12 protein-coding genes are annotated in these 17,830 nt (G+C 37.1%); 2 read left to right on the top strand and 10 right to left on the bottom strand.

All coding sequences use genetic code 11. The features are described from left to right. Positions 1 to 2: 2 nt before the first annotated feature. From CVO_RS03540 to CVO_RS03525, 4 genes are all read right to left on the bottom strand, one after another. A complete protein-coding gene (locus tag CVO_RS03540; RefSeq protein ID WP_159570025.1) occupies positions 3 to 158 on the bottom strand; it encodes a hypothetical protein in 156 nt (51 codons plus the stop codon). Further along, positions 155 to 1,816, bottom strand: coding sequence for a nickel-dependent hydrogenase large subunit (locus CVO_RS03535; protein WP_159570023.1), 1,662 nt, complete (start codon positions 1,814 to 1,816; stop codon positions 155 to 157). The genes CVO_RS03540 and CVO_RS03535 overlap by 4 nt, the downstream gene beginning before the upstream one ends. After that, positions 1,797 to 4,220 (bottom strand): hydrogenase small subunit, encoded by a 2,424-nt coding sequence (locus CVO_RS03530; protein ID WP_159570021.1) that lies wholly within the window; start codon positions 4,218 to 4,220, stop codon positions 1,797 to 1,799. The genes CVO_RS03535 and CVO_RS03530 overlap by 20 nt, the downstream gene beginning before the upstream one ends. A gap of 91 nt (positions 4,221 to 4,311) precedes the next feature. After that, a complete protein-coding gene (locus tag CVO_RS03525; RefSeq protein WP_159570019.1) occupies positions 4,312 to 6,975 on the bottom strand; it encodes a glycosyltransferase family 2 protein in 2,664 nt (887 codons plus the stop codon). Between the two features lie 145 nt (positions 6,976 to 7,120). On the opposite strand from CVO_RS03525, the gene CVO_RS03520 reads away from it, so the two are divergent. Continuing rightward, complete coding sequence (locus CVO_RS03520; protein ID WP_152299534.1) at positions 7,121 to 7,948, top strand: alpha/beta hydrolase; 828 nt, start codon at positions 7,121 to 7,123, stop codon at positions 7,946 to 7,948. On the opposite strand, the gene CVO_RS03515 is transcribed toward CVO_RS03520, so the two are convergent. Genes CVO_RS03515 through mltA form a run of 6 tightly spaced genes read right to left on the bottom strand, consistent with a single transcriptional unit; the run spans position 7,949 to position 16,594 of the window. After that, on the bottom strand, positions 7,949 to 10,969 hold the full coding sequence (locus tag CVO_RS03515; protein ID WP_159570017.1) for an EAL domain-containing protein: 3,021 nt from the start codon (positions 10,967 to 10,969) through the stop codon (positions 7,949 to 7,951). A gap of 58 nt (positions 10,970 to 11,027) precedes the next feature. After that, positions 11,028 to 13,508: an efflux RND transporter permease subunit gene (locus CVO_RS03510; protein ID WP_159570015.1), complete on the bottom strand. Its 2,481-nt coding sequence runs from the start codon at positions 13,506 to 13,508 to the stop codon at positions 11,028 to 11,030. A 6-nt stretch (positions 13,509 to 13,514) separates the two neighbouring features. Continuing rightward, positions 13,515 to 14,111: a Tgt2/MlaC family protein gene (locus CVO_RS03505; RefSeq protein ID WP_159570013.1), complete on the bottom strand. Its 597-nt coding sequence runs from the start codon at positions 14,109 to 14,111 to the stop codon at positions 13,515 to 13,517. A gap of 2 nt (positions 14,112 to 14,113) precedes the next feature. Then, positions 14,114 to 14,905, bottom strand: coding sequence for an MlaA family lipoprotein (locus CVO_RS03500; RefSeq protein WP_159570011.1), 792 nt, complete (start codon positions 14,903 to 14,905; stop codon positions 14,114 to 14,116). 2 nt (positions 14,906 to 14,907) lie between these two features. Beyond that, positions 14,908 to 15,477 (bottom strand): recombination mediator RecR, encoded by a 570-nt coding sequence (gene recR, locus CVO_RS03495; protein ID WP_152299539.1) that lies wholly within the window; start codon positions 15,475 to 15,477, stop codon positions 14,908 to 14,910. A 22-nt stretch (positions 15,478 to 15,499) separates the two neighbouring features. Then, on the bottom strand, positions 15,500 to 16,594 hold the full coding sequence (gene mltA / locus CVO_RS03490; RefSeq protein WP_159570009.1) for a murein transglycosylase A: 1,095 nt from the start codon (positions 16,592 to 16,594) through the stop codon (positions 15,500 to 15,502). 76 nt (positions 16,595 to 16,670) lie between these two features. Here mltA and dnaJ point away from each other — a divergent pair, with 76 nt between their 5' ends. Continuing rightward, positions 16,671 to 17,795, top strand: a complete 1,125-nt coding sequence (gene dnaJ, locus CVO_RS03485) for a molecular chaperone DnaJ (RefSeq protein ID WP_152299541.1) — start codon at positions 16,671 to 16,673, stop codon at positions 17,793 to 17,795. Positions 17,796 to 17,830: the final 35 nt, after the last annotated feature.

Below are 17,830 nucleotides of genomic sequence, written 5' to 3'. Positions count from 1 at the left end.
TACTATAACATCAAAATCAAGGGTCTTTTTTTTAACAATCTGTTCTGCACTACTTCGCTAAATTCAATTAGCACTTTGAAGAGAATCTCGTAAATTATACCCGCTTCATCATCGCAAAAAAGAATGTTTCCGACACCTATAACTGCAATTTTTTTCATAAAGTTCTTATCTTGTAGCGACTCAGCTCTTTGCCTTTTGTGTCTATGACATGCACCGCACATGCAAGGCAGGGGTCAAAGGAGTGGATGACTCTGAGGACTTCAAGCGGTTTTGTAGCATCTTCTATCTTGATGCCGATAAGCGCCTCTTCATACGCTCCTCTTTTGCCCTCTCTATCTTTTGGCGAGGCGTTCCATGTGGTCGGAGCTATGACGGAGTAGTTTTGTATCTTTTGCTCTTTTATGCTTACAAAATGGGACAAAACACCGCGCGGGACTTCAAGAAAGGCTCTCCCTTTTGCCTCTTTTGGAAGCTTTTCAAAATCATATTTCGCCCATGTATCGGTGTTGTAGTATTTGATGTTTTGCACAAGGCGTGAGACAAGCTTAAAGATATATTCGCAGATATAAACACTCTCTATCGCCCTCGCGGCATTTCTTCCGATGGTTGTCGTAAGGTCTATAAGCTCAAGATTCGTACCATCTAAAAACTCATCTACAAAAGGTTTTATAAGCTCGTTGCCGCTTAGATAGCTTACAAGCACTCTTGCAAGCGGTCCGCTCTCCATTACCTCTCCACCGTATCTGGGAGCCTTAATCCATGTGTATTTGTCATCACTTTTTGCGGTTTTAAGCGTACCGTCATCGTTTAAGTCGGTATAACAGACTTCGCCCTTTTCATCGTACCATGCTCTATCAACCTCTTCGCTGATTCTGCTCTCGTCAAACTCCTCTACTTTTGAGAAGTCATGTCCATAAATCACGCCGCCGCTAAAGAGCTTTTGTTTTTCATCAAACACATAGCCGCCCACGGATAAAAAATTACCTTTTGCTCTGCCCAAACCCTCTTTTATCTCATCTCTGTAAGCCGTCGCAAGCAGCTTCATATCGCTCATGTAAGCGCGATCCACAAACTCTTTTGCCTCTTTGATAACAAAGATGTAGTCGTTAACTCTTTGCGGATTGAGCATATCGGCTACACTTGTAACCCCGCCTACGACAATGCTTTGAGGATGTGGTGTTTTACCGCCGAATATCGCCACCGCCTTGCTTATCTCTGTTTGAAACCTAAGCGCTTCTAAGTAGTGAGAGAGAATGATAAGGTTTTGCTCCGGTGTTAGTTTATAAGCGCTATGCCCCCAGTAGCCGTTTGCAAAAGGACCGAGTCTTCCCGCTTTTACAAAATTTCGCAGTTTCTGTAGCACCTCCGTGTAGTGCGCGACCGAGTTTCTATAGGGATTTTGAGAGTACTTTTTCGCCTCCTCTGAAGCAAGAGAGGCATCGGCTTCAAGCGCAGCGGTTACATCGATAAAATCCAAAGAGTGCAGATGGTAAAAGTGCACGACATGGTCTTGTATAAAGAGCGCCATCGTCATCAAATCTCTAACAACCCGTGCATTATCGGGCGGCACAATAGAGTAAGCATCTTCGACGGCACTCACGGCCGCGCGAAAGTGAGAGTTTGTACAGACTCCGCAGATTCTCCCCGCTAAAAGTCCTGCATCTCTTGGGTCTCTGCCTTTGAGTATAGTCTCTATACCGCGAAAGAGTTGCCCGCTTGCATACGCCTCTTGAACCACGCCCTCTTCATCAACCTCAACCTCAACGCGCAAATGCCCCTCTATCCTTGTAACGGGATCAATGACTATCTTTTTCATTCTCTTCTTCCTTATTGTAGACTCTCTCATTTGCAAACTTGTCAAAAAAGCCTCTCTCTGTGCATCCCATACATCCATGCCCTGCCTGAACAGGCCAGCTCGCGCCTTGGTTGAACTTCATGGTCGGACAGTTTACAAAAGCATAAGGACCTTTACAGCCCATCTTAAAAAGACACCACCCTTTTTTTGCACCCTCATCTCCCCACTCCTCAACAAATTCTCCAAGCTCATAGTGTCCTCGCCGCTCGCAGTTGTCATGAACTCTTCCCTCATACGCCCAAAGAGGTCGGTTGAACTTATCTAAAGGCGGCATCTCTTCAAACATAATGTAGTAAAGAAGCGTACCGACAATATTAACGGGGTTTGTCGGACACCCGGAGATATTAACAACATCTTCTCTATTTAGCGCCTCTGCAACTCCTACCGCACCTGTCGGGTTTGGAGCGGCAGCTACAACGCCTCCGTCAAACGCGCAGCTTCCCACGGCGATAACAAGTGCGGCATCCTTTGCACACCGCTTCAAAAGCTCTATGCCCGTCTCGCCCTTTGAGCCGATTCTTAGGTACTTTCCATCAAGTCCGAGCGGAACCGCACCTTCGACTATAAGTATATACTCGCCCTTTTGATTTTTAATGATATCATCCAAAAGACTCTCGCTCTCATCTCCGCTCGCACTCATCAAGAGCTCATGATAGTCAAGTGAGATATACTCAAATATAAGATCTTCTATAGCGGGATTTGCCGACTTAATAAAGGCTTCTGAGTTGCCGCTGCAATCTGAGAGCTCAAGCCAAACAATCGGGATTTTATTTAGGCTCTTTACCCCTTTTGCGACCACCTCTTCAAACTTTGGATGCAGCTGCATATCTGCGGTAACCATGCTGATCCATCTGTTAACCTCATCTTTTGTGATATCCATACTCTGCATGGCGGCTTCAAGGTTCTCTTCATCAAGAGCATTGCGCGGATGCTCTTTGTTGAACTTTTCAACTCTCTTTTTTGCAACTTTCAGTTTTTTTTCTAACTCTTTCTCTTCGGGACTCTTTTTTACAATATTTGGGTCGATAAGACACTGAGACTTCTCTATGATCTTTACAACCTCGCCTCGGCATCTGCCGCAAACCCTGCCAGCTTCTGAAAACTCCTTCAAATCGGCAAAAGAGTTTACGGCGTTTTGTGTGACTATGTCAACCAAATCATTATAGTAAGTTCCCGTGCAGCTGCAAACCAGCTTCCCCCTGCCCTCAGTTTTAGCAGCTTTATAGAGTTCATCTATCTCTATCTCTTTTGCACTCTCTATAAGATTTTGAACATAGCAGACATCAACGGTTGAGTTGATTCCGATGTATCTTAAAACTCTGTCATTTTTTAAAAAATACTCATCCATAGAGTTCTCTTTGCTAATTATGACTTTGTTATACTCTTTATCAAAATTTGGCGACATAACATCCACCAATGTAAACTCGCCAACTTTTAACATGTCTATGGTTGTTTTTGGTTCAAACTCTTGAAGTTCTCTTTGTAAAATATGAGAAATAGCACTTTTTGCCTGCTTCGTACACGCCTCTACATGTCCTGCTATAAAACCAAACCTTTCAACTTCCGCACACTCACCGATGGCATATATGTTCTCATCTTCACTCTGCATAAAAGTGTTTGTCAAAATACCTTTACTGCATTTGAGAGTATCTCTAAAGTGCTCAACATTGGGTCTGATTCCTATGCCAAAGATAAGAAAAGGATTTTTTATCTCTCTTTTTTTCGTTTTTAAAAGCTTTATCTTTGCATCTTCTATAATAGTATCAACTATCTCATCTTCAAAATATACAGTAATTTTTTTTGTGTAACTCTGCTCTATAATTTTTACAGATTCGCTTGAGAGATTTTTGTCATATAAAGAGTCTGAACGGATAAGCAGTGAGATTTTCTCTACTTGCGGCATTTTATCCAGCGTCTCAAGAAGCTCAAGAGCGATAGGTCCTCCGCCGACAACGACGACTTCTCTTCCTTTTACACTTTTTTTGATAATTTCGCAATCATCGGCACTTCTAAAAACAGCTGCATTTTCAACACTTTTTACATCAAAGGGAGCGTTTGGCAAAGAGCCTGTTGCGATGATAAGCTTGTCATAACCAAACATTGCCTCTTTAGAGTAGACGCGTTTTTTCTCTCTATCAATTTTGATGATTTTTTGATTTAACTCCAGATGAACTGTGGGATCGAGATGCAGAGATATTTCCTCTATATCAGAAGTTTCATCAACAAGTTTGCAGAGATGTATCCTGTCATAAGGCGCATACTTCTCCTCACTGAGAATTGTGACATCTACAGAACTATCCGCTTTTTTAATGTTGTTTGCAAAATAAGCCGCGGCTATACCGCCGCCGATAATTAAGAGTCTCATTTGGATTCCTCTTTTCTTTAATACGGCTTCATTGTATATTTATTTTATTTAAAAGATAATAATATCAAATACAAGCAGAGTAAGATTTTTCCTAAAGAGCCTTTTTGTAGGAATGCTTCTCAATCATCCTAAGAACAATCGCTGAAACATATGGAATACTTTGGATAAAGATAGTTGCACAAAAAACATAAACTTCTATAATTCCCTGCTTATTTGTCACTATAAGTGCCACAAACGAACCTAAAAGCAGTGATGCTAAAATCATCTCATTTTTCACAGGACTGCTTACGCTTTTTTTACTGTTGCCCCCTTTTTCCGTTCTCTTAAACGGCAGGCTGTCTTTTACAAATCCGTCATATACCGCTTTAAAAATGATAAGCTGCAGGCTCATGGCGGCAATGGCGCCCAAAAGGGAGTGATATAGATTTGCCCCTACCCTTGTTTTATAAAGCACAAACGAGTGAATGACATTTACTAAAAAAGCCGTTAAAATCGGTACAGTCAGCGCAATAGTCGGAATGGTTACTCCTACAAAAATAATAACTGGAACCCAGATGATGTTGAGTATCGAAGTGAGAGTTCCCAAAGCGTCAGAGAGCCAAAAAAACCATCCAGTAATAAAGTGGTGTTTTTGTGCACGCGTAAGAGTTTTGGATGATGGTTTAAAGTGGTGCCAATGTTTTTTAAGAATCTGCACCGCACCGTACGCCCAGCGATGGCGCTGATTTTTAAAAGCTTCAATAGTATCTGGAAGCAGTCCATGCCCGTATCTGCGGTTTGTATAGTGAGCGATATAACCAGCCTCAAAGAGTCTAAGTCCAAGCTCACTATCTTCGACGATAGTATCGGTATTCCACGCTCCGACTTCATCAAAAGCGCTTTTGCGCACCATAAGCATTGTTCCGTGTGCTACTATAGCATTCTCTTCATTGCGCTCAACCATGCCGATATCAAAAAAACCTGCATATTCGGCATTCATTGCCGTTTTTATAAGCGATTCATTTCCGTCTCTGTGGTCTTGAGGCGCTTGAACCAAAGCAACTTTAGGATCATCAAAAATCGGCACTAAGTCTATGAGCCAATTTGGACTGATAACATAATCGGCATCAATTACGGCTAATATTTCACACTCGGGATTTGTAAACTCAAGTGCTTTATTGAGCGCTCCCGCCTTAAAACCGCTGCACTCTATATCAAGATAAACAAATCTCTCTCCAAGCTCACTGCATAGAGCTTTTATGGGTGCTTTATAAAACTCCTCAGGCGTATTATTTATAATTACAAGAACTTCATAATTAGTATATTTTAGTTTTGAGAGTGCTATAAGAGTCTCCTCTAAAACGGCAGGCTGCTCTTTGTATGCAGGCACATGGATACTCACAAAAGGGACTCTCTCAGACTTTAAATCAAGAGGAATAAGCCTTTGCGGACGCTTTCCGATTGTACACTTAAAGAGCTCATTTGCTTTAGCCAGTGTGATAAGCGTAAGAGGTATCATAAGAATCGAGCCCATGCCCCACATAATCCATGTACCGAAGTTCATGTAGTGAACAAAAGGATAAACTGCCGACATAACGATACCAAAGGAGATTCCCTGCGCAGCAAGACCATAGGTAAGCGCATGCAGAAAATTGATGTTTTGATTTCTAAGACCAAAAAAAGTTAAAATTGCCCCTATTATGACAGCCGCAACCATCTGCGCAAACCAATAGGGCTCAACAAGAACTTCTCCATGCATCTCAAATTTTTGCTGGCGGTTTGCATCAAAAATGCCCCAATACTGCCCGACACTCCCCTCGTCTAAGCCTTTCCATGGCTGATCAAACGCTTCAATAAGGTTGTAGCTAAAACCCTCTTGCTTTGCTAAAAGTAAAAATCTTCTAATAACGGTTGCCTGATTTTGGGGGCTCGCTATGGCGGCTTTATTATTATATCCTTGACTCGGCCATCCAAATTCGCCTATAACCAAAGGTTTGTTTTTATACACATCTTTTAATTTTTGATATGTCTCTTTGAAAAACAGTTCAAAATTCTCGGCTTTTACTTTTTCCCAATATGGAAGAATATGGATATTTATGATATCAACTTCCCCAGCCAAAACTGGATTAAGAAGCCATATATTCCAAACCTCTGCCGTTGTAATCGGAACTATATACTCTTTTTGCCTTAAAAGCTCATCTCTAAGAATTTTCTCTTTTTCTACTCTTTCTATTTTGTTTTTTATTGTAGCAATTTCATCTTTTATAGCGTTTTCTTTGGCTTCTTTTCTAGCATTAAATAAGATATAAACAAATCTTTTCATATCCCTAATATGCCCAATTAGCTCATGTGATGACAAATCTTCGCGAAGCAGCACCTCATTTCCGACTATTACAGAGATCAAGCTCTCATAATACTCAGTAATAAGACTTTTAGCCAGTGCAATCTCTTTTTCATTATCTTGCTTATTTCCGCTAAGCCAAATACCCAAATGCGCTTGCATACCAAGTTTTTTTACTATCGGCATAACTTTTTGTGAATCTTCGACAGAGTAGAGGCGCACACTGTTTGTAAATTTATTTAACAGAATTAAATCTTTATATACCTCTTCATCGCTAAGCATCTCCTTTTTGTTTCCTTTTTTATAGGGTGCATACGAGAGAGATTCTATGATATTCTCGGCATCGGGCGGAGTGATAAATTTTTGTTCGCTGCCAAGCCATAAAAAAATTTGAAGAAACGAAGCAACGAGAAGGGAAACAATAATATATTTCAATATACTTCCTAAAATTAAAAAGCTAATTGTACATCAAAATTTCAAGAGCTGTAACAAGTTTTTTTTAATACGCTTTTACTATGTATATTTATTTTATTTAAAAGATGATAACATGCATCACTTTTAAGATTTTAAAGGCGCTGTTATGAAGAGAATCAAGATACTGTTTTTAACTTTTTTTATAGCCGTAAATCTATCAGCGAGCGAGAGAGAAGAAGCTATATGCGGCACCTTTTTAGAGCCGTTTCTTTTTTGGGTATGGAGTTCCATGACACCCAATCCTGATAGTCACAGAGTCGCGGGCATACCCTTTATTGTACCTAGTAAATTTAAAACTTCCGACGGCAAAACGCTCAAAGGATATAAGTATATCTCAAATGATGGATATGCAAAAATCTCTGCTAAAGGGTATATTTTGGTTGCCATGGGAAATGCAATGGTCTCTGATCAGATGATTATTATGCTCAAAAATTTTTCACAAAGGAATTATGATGTTTATGTTTACGACTACAGAGGCTATGGCAACTCTGAAGGGAACAGACGCATAAAAGCGATAATCGAAGATTACAAAGAAATAGCTGCTTCACTCAATAAAGTATATGAAAGAAAACTGCTTTACGGTATATCACTCGGCGGTGCCGTTATGCTCAATGTTATCGGCTCAGGCATCGAGTATGATGCTGCGGTTATAGACTCAGCTCCCAGTTTTCTCTCTCCATTTGGATGTCCAAAACGGGTTGATCCCGTAGCAAATCTGCCAAAAGATGCAAGCAAATTTCTTATCATTACGGCGCAAAAAGATTCTATTCTTCCAGAGAGTTTAACAGCGCCTTTGAGAGAGTTCGCGAAAAAAAGAGGCGCAAAAACATTTATCGGCAAAGAGTACGAGCACCCTTTTGCCGATAAAAGTCTGGATATTCACAATGAGAGAATGGAGAGAATTTTAAATCATCTCGATATTAAAAAAAGATAGCTATACTATATCTTTTTTAGCAGCTGAGAAGTAATAACCCTGAGAGTAGTCAATTCCAAGATCTTTTACTATTTTAAATATTTTTTCATTTTCAACAAATTCGGCTATTGTTTTCATGCCAAGTTTTTTTGAAAACTCCACAATAGTAGATACGATTAAAAAAGCATTTTTATCAGTATCTATATTTTTTATAAGTGAGCCGTCTATTTTTAGATAATCAGCTTTTAGTTTTATAAGATATCCAAAGTTGCTGTATCCTGTACCAAAATCATCTATTGCTATTTTAGCATCATACTTTCTTACTTCATTTATAAAACTTATAACACCTTCAAAGTTTTCTATATATTCAGATTCAACTATTTCAAAAACAACTCTAGAGCCGATACCGTACTTTTCTAACATCATAAAGATATATTCACATATCTCTTTTTCTAGTATATCCATAAGGGAGAGATTGATAGAAAACTCAACTTCTTTATCTTTAAACATCTCAAAAGCTTCATAAATCACTGTTCTTGTAATATAAAAATATTGTCTTGTCTGTTTTGCAATATCTAAAAAGAAAAATGGAGCTATAACTTTGTCTTCATCTATCATTCTTACCAAACACTCATATTTCTCATAAACTAAAGTCTTATTATTTACGATAGGCTGATAATAAGCTGTTATTCTGTCCTCTTTAATAGCATCTGAGAGCTTTTTCGTCCAGAAGATATTGTTTTCATACTCACTATTTAAAGAGATGCTCTCATCATATACCACAAGATCCGCACTACCTCTTTTTGCAATTTTGAGTGCCATGTTTGCGGTTGAGAGAAGATGCTCTTTGTCTTCAAAAGAGATGCCGCAGCTGCAAGATATCAATATATCTTTATTTTGTATTATAAACTTCTCTTTGATAACATCAAGAATGTTTTTTGCTTTCTGTATCAGCATCTCTTTTGAGTAGTTCTCAGCCAAAGCTATAAACTCATCGCCTTGAAGTCTGTAAAATCTTAAATTTTTCTCTTTTACAACTTGAGTATATATTTTATCTGCTATGGATTTTATGATCAGATCTCCAAACTGATGTCCGTAAAAATCATTTATCTGTCTAAAATTGTCTATATTAAATATTGCTACTGCTAAATTATCTAGCTCACGCATATCACTGTTTAATCTAAAGCGGTTTCCGCATCCGGTTAATATATCCGTTCTGGCAATTCTCTCAGACTCCTTTTTTTGCTTTATGAGTTCTGTTATATCATTGCTAATTGCCAGATACTCTATAATCTCGCTGTTTAAATCTTTTATCGGGATAATGGTTGTTTTTGTCCAAAAATCTTTTCCTGATTTTGTTTTGCTTTTTATGGTTCCATGCCATATGGCACCGCTTGCTATAGTAGATTTAATCTCTGTGTAAAATGCTTCGTCTATATCTTCTAAACTTAATATTCTATAGCTTTTTCCTAGAATTTCATTTAGTGTGTATTCGGTAATATTTAAAAACTTATTATTTGCGTATGTTATATTTTCGTCTCTATCTACTCTTAAAAGTATGGTACTTGCATCTATAGCTTTTTCATACTCCCTAGAGAGATGCATAGAAAATTTGAAATTTTTAGAAGATATCTTTTGTTGATCTTCAAAATAGTTCGCTATCTCTTTTTGCTGTGTAATATCCACTCTTATAGCAATATACTCTACAACATTGCCTCTTGTGTCTAAGATTGGGTTTATAATAGCTTGCTGCCAGTATGGCATACCATTTTTTTCGCGATTTTTCATCTCGCCTATCCATGGCTGTTTAAGATCTTTTATGGTATGCCACAGCTCTTTATAAAACTCTTTTTTCGTATCAGGATCTCTTACAATGCTATGTCTTCTTCCTATAAGCTCTTCTCTTGAATAACCGCTGATTTTGCAAAACTCATCATTAGCATAAGTAATAACTCCTTCGGGATCAGTTTTTGAAACGATAAAGCTTCTGTCAACTGTTGATTTATACTGCTCAAGCAGTAAGAGAGACGCTTCATGCTCTTTTTCCAGTTTGTCGGCTGAAGATAAAATTCTTGTAATTGCCAGCAGCATTAAAATAGTGACTATAATCGCAGAAATGCCCAAAATCACTAAAAGTACGGCTATTTTATAATGAACAGAGTCTAATTTTTGAGATATTGATCTCTCCACACATGCAAAAAGTTCATCTTCTACTTTTTTAAGCGCATCTATAGTGTTTGTTGCTGTTTTAAACCAGTAGGTTGGTTCTAGATTGAAATTATCACTATTTCTATTTCTTAAAACAGCCTCTATAATTTCAAAAGTGCTTTCTGCCCTTGCGTTGGTAAAACTTTTATTATAGTAGTTTAACAATTTTTCAGGTGTGCTTATTTTAAAATTTTCAATATTTAAGTTGTACTCTTTTAGCTGCTCTTTTGCAGATACAAAAACTTCATCTATTAATATATTTGTCGACAAAACTTCCATCAGAGTTGCTCTGATTTGCCCCAGCGCCTCTTTTGCCGAAGCCAAATTACTGTATGACTGGATAAAATTTCTATTTTCTTTATCATCCATCAAAGCGGGTATAGTTTTTATATGCTTAATAAGTTTGGATATATTTTTGGTATAGTAGTTTCTAGCACTGGAAATTTGCATATTTATAAGATATGAAGTATCTCTTGAGTATAGGCTGTCTAAAAGTTCAAAAATAACGCTGTCTCTGTTTTTGGTAACATTTAAATATATATGTTTTGCATTTTCGATAGCTCTGTTTGAATCATTTTTTGCGGCAATAAAATTTTTCTCATTTTCATCTAAATTGCTGCTTGCTACAAGCCCCGCTGTCAAACCTCTCTCGATTTGCAAATTATGAATAACTTTGGAGAGAGCTTCAGCTTCAAGTATGCGGTTTTTTATAAATTCAAGACTTTTTTTATTATCATGCATCTCATATAAAATGATAGATGAGAGTGTAATAACAAAAAGCAGAGGTATAATTGTTATAAATAGTAAGTTAGATTTTATCTTTAAATAGCTCATTCTGTCTCAGTATTAGAATTTTTTCTTATAATTATACACTTTTTTTTAAAAAAAATATCTAGATACCAAAAAGCAGAAGCAGCACCGGCAAAAGCAGAAGATCTGCAACAATTGCCATAAACATAGCAATCATAGTAAGAAGTCCAAAATAGATAGTCGGTAAAAAGTTGGAGAGCACCAAGATACAAAAACCTATCATAATAATGGTTGATGTGTAAAACATCGCCGTTCCAATGCTTTTATGCGCTCTAAACATAGAGCCTTTTGCATCTTTTGAGCGATTGTAAAGCAGAGAGTATCTGTAGATATAGTGTATGGTATCATCTACAGCTATTCCTATACTGATGGCGGCAATTGTTATGGTCATCATATCAAGAGGAATACCCATCCACCCCATAAATCCAAAAATAACACCTACGGGAATAATGTTTGCAATTATTGCGATTACTGCTACTTTGAAACTTCTAAAAAGAACTAAAAACATTAAAAAGAGAATAGCAACGACGACTCCTATGGTTTTGATCTGAGAATCAAAAAGTGACTGAAGCATATTGTTATACATTATCAAAAGATTTGCCGTTTTATACTCTACATACTCAGGATCAAGCATGCTTTTTATATCGCTGTTTATCTTTTTAATAAGAGCATCTCTTTGCAGATTTGGCATTGAGTCGATGATTCTAGTGCTTATGCGTACCTGATTATTTTTTATATCCACATACGGCGTTAAAATTATTTTTCTATACTCCTCGGGCAGCTCTTTGTACATAAGTGCCAGTGTAAGACCGTCAGCCTCTTTGCCATCATTTAAAACTTTTAAAATCTCACCGGTAGTTGCAAGAGAGAGTACTTTTCCCACAGCTTCAAGAGACTCAAGATAGTGATGAACCTCTTTAATCTTGCGCATCTTGTTTTGTGTAAACCAGTACTTCTCTCTGTCCTCCTCACTCTCTTCAAACTCATCTGCAAATGAGTCAAGTTCTTCATCTGCTCCTGCTACCTCAACAGAGACTACCTCATCACTGCTCTCTTTAAATGTCAATATGATATCAAGAGGCGTAGTTCCGCCAAGTTTTTGATCAATAAGAGCCATCCCTTTATATATCTCGGTATCTTGTTTAAAGTAGTCTATAAAACTGTTTTCAACTCTAAGTTTTGTCGCACCCGAGATGGAAAAAAGCACAACAACCAAAGCCGAGACAATGATGGTTTTTTTATAATGGTATGCAACATGCGCCACTTTAGCAGTAAATGGAGCACCTCCTTTGCCAAATTCAAGAGACTCTTTTTTCTCAAATAGAAGCAAAATGATTGGAAAGAGAATATATGTAAGAATAAGCGATACTACTATCCCAACACTCATCATCCAGCCAAAGTTTATAACAGGCAGTATGGAGCTAAACACTAAGGAACTAAATCCAGCCATGGTAGTAAGGACGACAAAAAACGAGGGCTTTGCCATGGAGAGAACAGTATCTAGCGTTATATCCATCTGCGTATCATGTTTGTCATGGGCATAAAGCTCTTTGTACCTTACTATAAGATGCACAACCAACGACATGTTCATGATTAGCTGCAATGAGATATAGTTTGAGGAAACAACAGTTATCTCCCATCCAAAAAGCCCTAAAAACCCGCTTGTTACAATAAGCGAAGTGGTACATATAAAAAGCGCTATTATAACCCACTGCACTTTTTTAAGAAGTATATACAAGATGGCTATAAGAAGTCCTACTATTAAAAAACCAAAAGTTTTTAAATCATACTTTACAAACTCTACCATATCATCGGCAATCATCTCAACCCCACCTAAATGGAGCTTTACGCTGCTGTGCTGTTGCTCAAAATTTTTAAGGATTTCTCTGAGTTTGACTATGATCTGATGCGTCTCTTCTCTTAAGACATCTCTATACTCTTTGAGCTCTCTCTCTGCCTTTTTATACTCCTCTTTCTCCTCTTTACTAAGCTCTTTTTGCTTTTTTAGCTTTACAAATCTGTCTCTGTTATCTATAAGAGAGAAGTACTTCTCATCTCTTTTAAGATTTACCATTAGTGCAGTAGTAGTAAAATCATCGCTTACAAGATTTTGCTTATAAACAGCGCTGTTTAAAAACTCCTGTTTTACAAGTTCTTTATTAATCTTTGGAGACTCTAATGTGGGTATATCTTTTAAAAGCTCTTTTATCGGAACAGGAGGAGACTGCAAAAGAGGAACATTCACTATGGAGTTTATACTCTCAACTATCTCAAGAGTTTTTATCTGTGAACTAAGCTTTTTAATATTTGCAATATTTTCATCACTGAGAAGGTCATCTTGCGTGGTATAGGTAACAACTAAAAAGTTTGGCGCTTCAAATCTCTTTAGTACATCTCTAGTGTACTCCAAGTCTTTATCATCCTCAAGCAGAAGCGTCTCTGCACTTGCATCAATTTCTAGCCGAAAAGCAAAAAAAGCCATTGCGACTATAAAAACGCTCATAAGAGCTAAAACAATTTTTGGATATTTTAAAATATAGCTTTGATAAAGATTTTTTAACATTACTATCTACGACTGCTTCGCTAAAGCGTCCATAAGCTCGGCTATGCTTTTGGTTTGTAAAAACTCTTTAAATTGAGCTCTGTCAGTTTTTAAAATACTTACTCCTAAAATCTCTACATCATAAATTAACCAATTATCTTTATTTTGAATCTTCTCATTGGGCTTATAAAATTTATATACAATTTCCAATTTCTCTTCACTGCTTACAAGATCAGTTATAAGAGCTATTCTGTTTGCTTGAGGCTGTTCTATTTTTCTAATCTCAACTTTCTCATTTTCATAGGCGTCAATCTTCGAAGAATAAGATTGTTTCATCCGTTCCACATAAAGATCAACAAATTTTTCTCTCTCCTCTTCTGCAAGTTTTTTCCATGTACTGCCAAGACTTAGTTTCGCCATAAGTTCAAAATCAAACATTGGTGTTAAAGATTTGATAATATTGCTGTTTCTATCTTTTTTAGATAAACTCTTATCTTCAACTATCAAAATAACTTCATCAATTTTAGTTAAAAAATGCTTTTTTAGCTCTACTTGTTCATCGGCAATCAAATTTTGTGTAAAAAACAGTAATAACACCAAAATTATTTTATAAATATTTTTCACTCTTACTCCTCAATCAGTTTATTTCTATGCTGCTCATAAATATCTCTTAAAAAAGGATATAAATCAACTGCATCTTTTTTCATTTTTTCATACTCTTCTATATTTAAAGACGCATAATTCACATTTTCAAGTGCTTTTACGCCCAAATACTCCGCCCATGTGTCTGTTAGCGTCCAGTAGTTTCTTTCAGTATAGTCTATCAGGCTTAAAAGTGAATCCGGATAGATACTGATTGCATCTCGTAAATTTGAAGGTCCAAGAAGCGGTAAAACAATATGCGGACCGCTTGCAACCCCATAAAATCCGAGAGTTTGGCCAAAATCCTCTTTATGCGCATCAAGATTAAAGTGCGCTTTGGCTGGATCAAAAAGACCTAAAATACCAATTGTGCTGTTGATTAAAAATCTTCCCGTCTCCTCAGAAGCATTATAAAGTTTTCCTTGTAAAAGATTATTGGCAAAACGCATAGGAAAATAGAGATTATTGAAAAAATTTCTTATGCTCTCTCTTATCTCCGCATGCAACACATATCTATAACCTTTTGCCACCGGTTTTATAACATACTCATACGCACCATCATTAAAATTTGTCATAACTCTATTATAACCGCTAAAGGGGTCATAAACCTCTTCTACTTCAAACTCATCCAAAAATTCATTAAATTCATCATTTGCCGCATCACTGCTATTCTCTTTATAAATAGCTGCTTCATTTGGTTTTTCAAGAGTTTTTGAACTGCATCCGGTCAAATTTAAAGTTATAGATAAAAATAAAACGATATAAATCAACCTCAACTTTAAACCTTTACTCTATCTGCCAATGCTCTTGTCAAAGAGAGCAGATCTATATTTTCCAAACTGACACCAGTTGGAACGCCTTGAGCGATTTTAGAGTAGTTTATATCATAATCGCTTAATTTATCTTCAATAAATAATATTACTGCATCATTTGAAACAGAAGGTGTTAGTGCAAAAACTATCTCTTTTATTCCCGAGGCTGCTATTTTTTCCAAATTTGAAAAATTTAACTCTGCCAAAGATTCTAAAACAAAATACCTGCCGTTAAAAAGCGCATTCTCTTCTAAAAGAAGTATATCTTTTGCATTTTCAACTATGCACAGCAGTGTCTCATCCCTACTCTCGTCACAACATATAAAACATAGTTCATCTTCACTCATTCCACCGCATAAACTGCACTTTTTTATACTTCCCAAAGCCTCTTCTATGGCATGTGATATTTTCATACCTGCAAAACTGTCTTTCATAAGCATATGATAAGCTAACCGTGTTGCAGACTTTTTTCCAATAGTCGGAAGCTCTTGCAGCGCTTCTACGAGCATATTAAATTTATCTAGCGAGCCTCTCAAAATTCACCTCTGCCAAAAACGATCATAATGACTCCTCTTTTGGTAATAATATCCATAATTTTAAAGGTGCCTTCAACTTGCCTGCTCTCTCTTTTGCTTCTTCTCCATAACCTAAAAAAATATCTGCCCTAACGCTTCCCTTTATCGCTCCGCCTGTGTCCTGTGCCATTACTATATGATTAAAGTCCACCTCATCTGTTTTGGCACTAAGATAAAGCATAGTGCCAAGAGGAATATACTTTCTATCTACCGCAATTGAGCGTTTTGGAGTGAGTGTGACACCGAGCGAGCCAGTTGCCGACTGCTCTTTTTGTCTAAAAAAAACCATTGACTTATTATAATTTAAAACCTCATCTATTTTTGAGGGATTTTCCTCAAGCCATCTCTTTATGGATTGAAGCGATACCTCTTGCAAAGGTATTGCACCGATATCTGCCAAATATCTGCCTATTGAACTATAGGGATATCCATTTTGGTTATCATAACCGATAAAAATCGTCTCCCCGTTTTCAAAAGTTACTCTTCCGGAGCCTTGAACTTCCAAAAAAAAGAGATCTATTTTTGAATCTGTATAACATAAAACTTCAGCATCAAGCGTATTTGCATTTGCATTTTCTCTATCATAGTATGGCACTAGTTTATTGCCCTGGAGTTTGCCTCTTAGCCTGTAGCCTTTAAGTTCAGGATACTGCTGTGTTAAATCAACCACGACCAAATCTTTTGGAGTTTTATATATAGGATATATATATGGCTCTTTTTTTGTTAAAGATCCTTTTAATTCAGGCTCATAATAGCCGGTTAAGAGTCCGTCTTGAGAAGCATCTGCTGAACTTATTTTATAGGGAATAAAATAGGTAGTTAAAAACTCTTTTGCATCTGTAGCAGCAGCGGCTTTAACGCATAAATCACCGTAAATCTTTTTTGTTTTACTGGTTTTACAGCTTTCAATAAAAGAGTTTAAAGCATTGCTATACTCTTCATCATCCCAATTTGGAAGCTTTTGAAAATTGCTCTTGATAAGTTTCGTATCCGGCATATTAGAAAAAGTTGTATATGACTCTTTTGAACAACCTAAAAAAAGCAAAATAGTGCTAAAAAATAATATAAAATGTTTCATAAAAAGGATTATACATAGATTAAATTTAAAACGATATAATTGCAAAAATTTTAGAGTGTTAGGATAGTAAAATAATATGCAAAATTTAAGCTATTACGAAATATTAGAAGTATCACGGGATGCGGATAAATCAACAATTAAAAAAGCTTACAGAAAAATGGCTAAAATTTATCATCCGGACAAAAATCCAGGAGATCTTGAAGCCGAACAAAAATTTAAGTTATGCAATGAAGCATATCAGTGCTTGAGCGACGACCAGCAAAGAAGTATTTATGACCGTTACGGAAAAGAGGGATTGCAGGGAATGGGCGGCCGAAGCCACTCATCTGCAGGATTTGATGATTTAGGTTCAATCTTTGAAGAGATGTTCAGCGGCTTTGGAGGCGGAAGTTCCCGTCGCCGCCAAAACCCTGCGGATATGGAAAAATATCCTCTTGATATGAGCGTCGATATGACCATTAGTTTTAACGAAGCGATCTTTGGATGTGAAAAAGATATAGAATTTATATATAAAACACCTTGTAACAGTTGTAAAGGCACCGGTGCAAAAGATGGCAAACTCTCTACATGTCATCAATGTAGAGGGCAAGGTCAGATTTTTATGAAACAGGGGTTTATGACATTCTCTCAAACCTGTCCGGCATGCCATGGAACAGGTTCCGCACCATCTGCTCCTTGTGCCAGCTGTGATGGACGCGGCTACCATGAAGAGAGAGGAAATGTAACCATTAAGATACCCAAAGGTGTTGATAACGGAAACCGCCTTAGAATTTCTGGAAAAGGAAATATTGGAAAACGAGGCGCAAGAGGCGACTTATATGTAACATTTAGCGTAAAACCCGACAAACATTTTCAAAGAGACGAAAATGATGTATACATAGCAATTCCTGTATTTTTTACACAAGCAGTTGCAGGAGAGACTCTTACCATTCCTTCACTCACAGGAGAATTGGAATTAAAACTTGATATCGGTACGAAAGATAAACAGCAGTTTGTCTTCAGAGGCGAAGGCATAGAAGATGTTCACGGTCATGGCAAAGGAGATCTTATTGCCCAGGTAAATATTACCTACCCTAAAAAATTAACTGATGAACAGCGTGAACTTATTAGCAAACTTCAAGAATCTTTCGGTATAGAATCAAAACCGCATGAAAGCGTTTTGGACTCTGCCATCGAAAAAATGAAAAGCTGGTTTAAATAGGAAATTCTTCCCTATTTAAACCAAAATTCTTTAAT

The organism is Sulfurimonas sp. CVO (assembly GCF_009883775.1).
GTDB classification, from domain to species: domain Bacteria; phylum Campylobacterota; class Campylobacteria; order Campylobacterales; family Sulfurimonadaceae; genus Sulfurimonas; species Sulfurimonas xiamenensis.
This window is presented reverse-complemented; position numbering and strand designations above follow the sequence as displayed.

Excerpts from the sequence above, each read along its gene's own strand:
- CVO_RS03540 (WP_159570025.1), bottom strand. The coding sequence starts at position 158 with ATGAAAAAAATTGCAGTTATAGGTGTCGGAAACATTCTTTTTTGCGAT.
- CVO_RS03535 (WP_159570023.1), bottom strand. The coding sequence starts at position 1,816 with ATGAAAAAGATAGTCATTGATCCCGTTACAAGGATAGAGGGGCATTTG.
- CVO_RS03530 (WP_159570021.1), bottom strand. The coding sequence starts at position 4,220 with ATGAGACTCTTAATTATCGGCGGCGGTATAGCCGCGGCTTATTTTGCA.
- CVO_RS03520 (WP_152299534.1), top strand. The coding sequence starts at position 7,121 with ATGAAGAGAATCAAGATACTGTTTTTAACTTTTTTTATAGCCGTAAAT.
- CVO_RS03515 (WP_159570017.1), bottom strand. The coding sequence starts at position 10,969 with ATGAGCTATTTAAAGATAAAATCTAACTTACTATTTATAACAATTATA.
- CVO_RS03510 (WP_159570015.1), bottom strand. The coding sequence starts at position 13,508 with ATGTTAAAAAATCTTTATCAAAGCTATATTTTAAAATATCCAAAAATT.
- mltA (WP_159570009.1), bottom strand. The coding sequence starts at position 16,594 with ATGAAACATTTTATATTATTTTTTAGCACTATTTTGCTTTTTTTAGGT.
- dnaJ (WP_152299541.1), top strand. The coding sequence starts at position 16,671 with ATGCAAAATTTAAGCTATTACGAAATATTAGAAGTATCACGGGATGCG.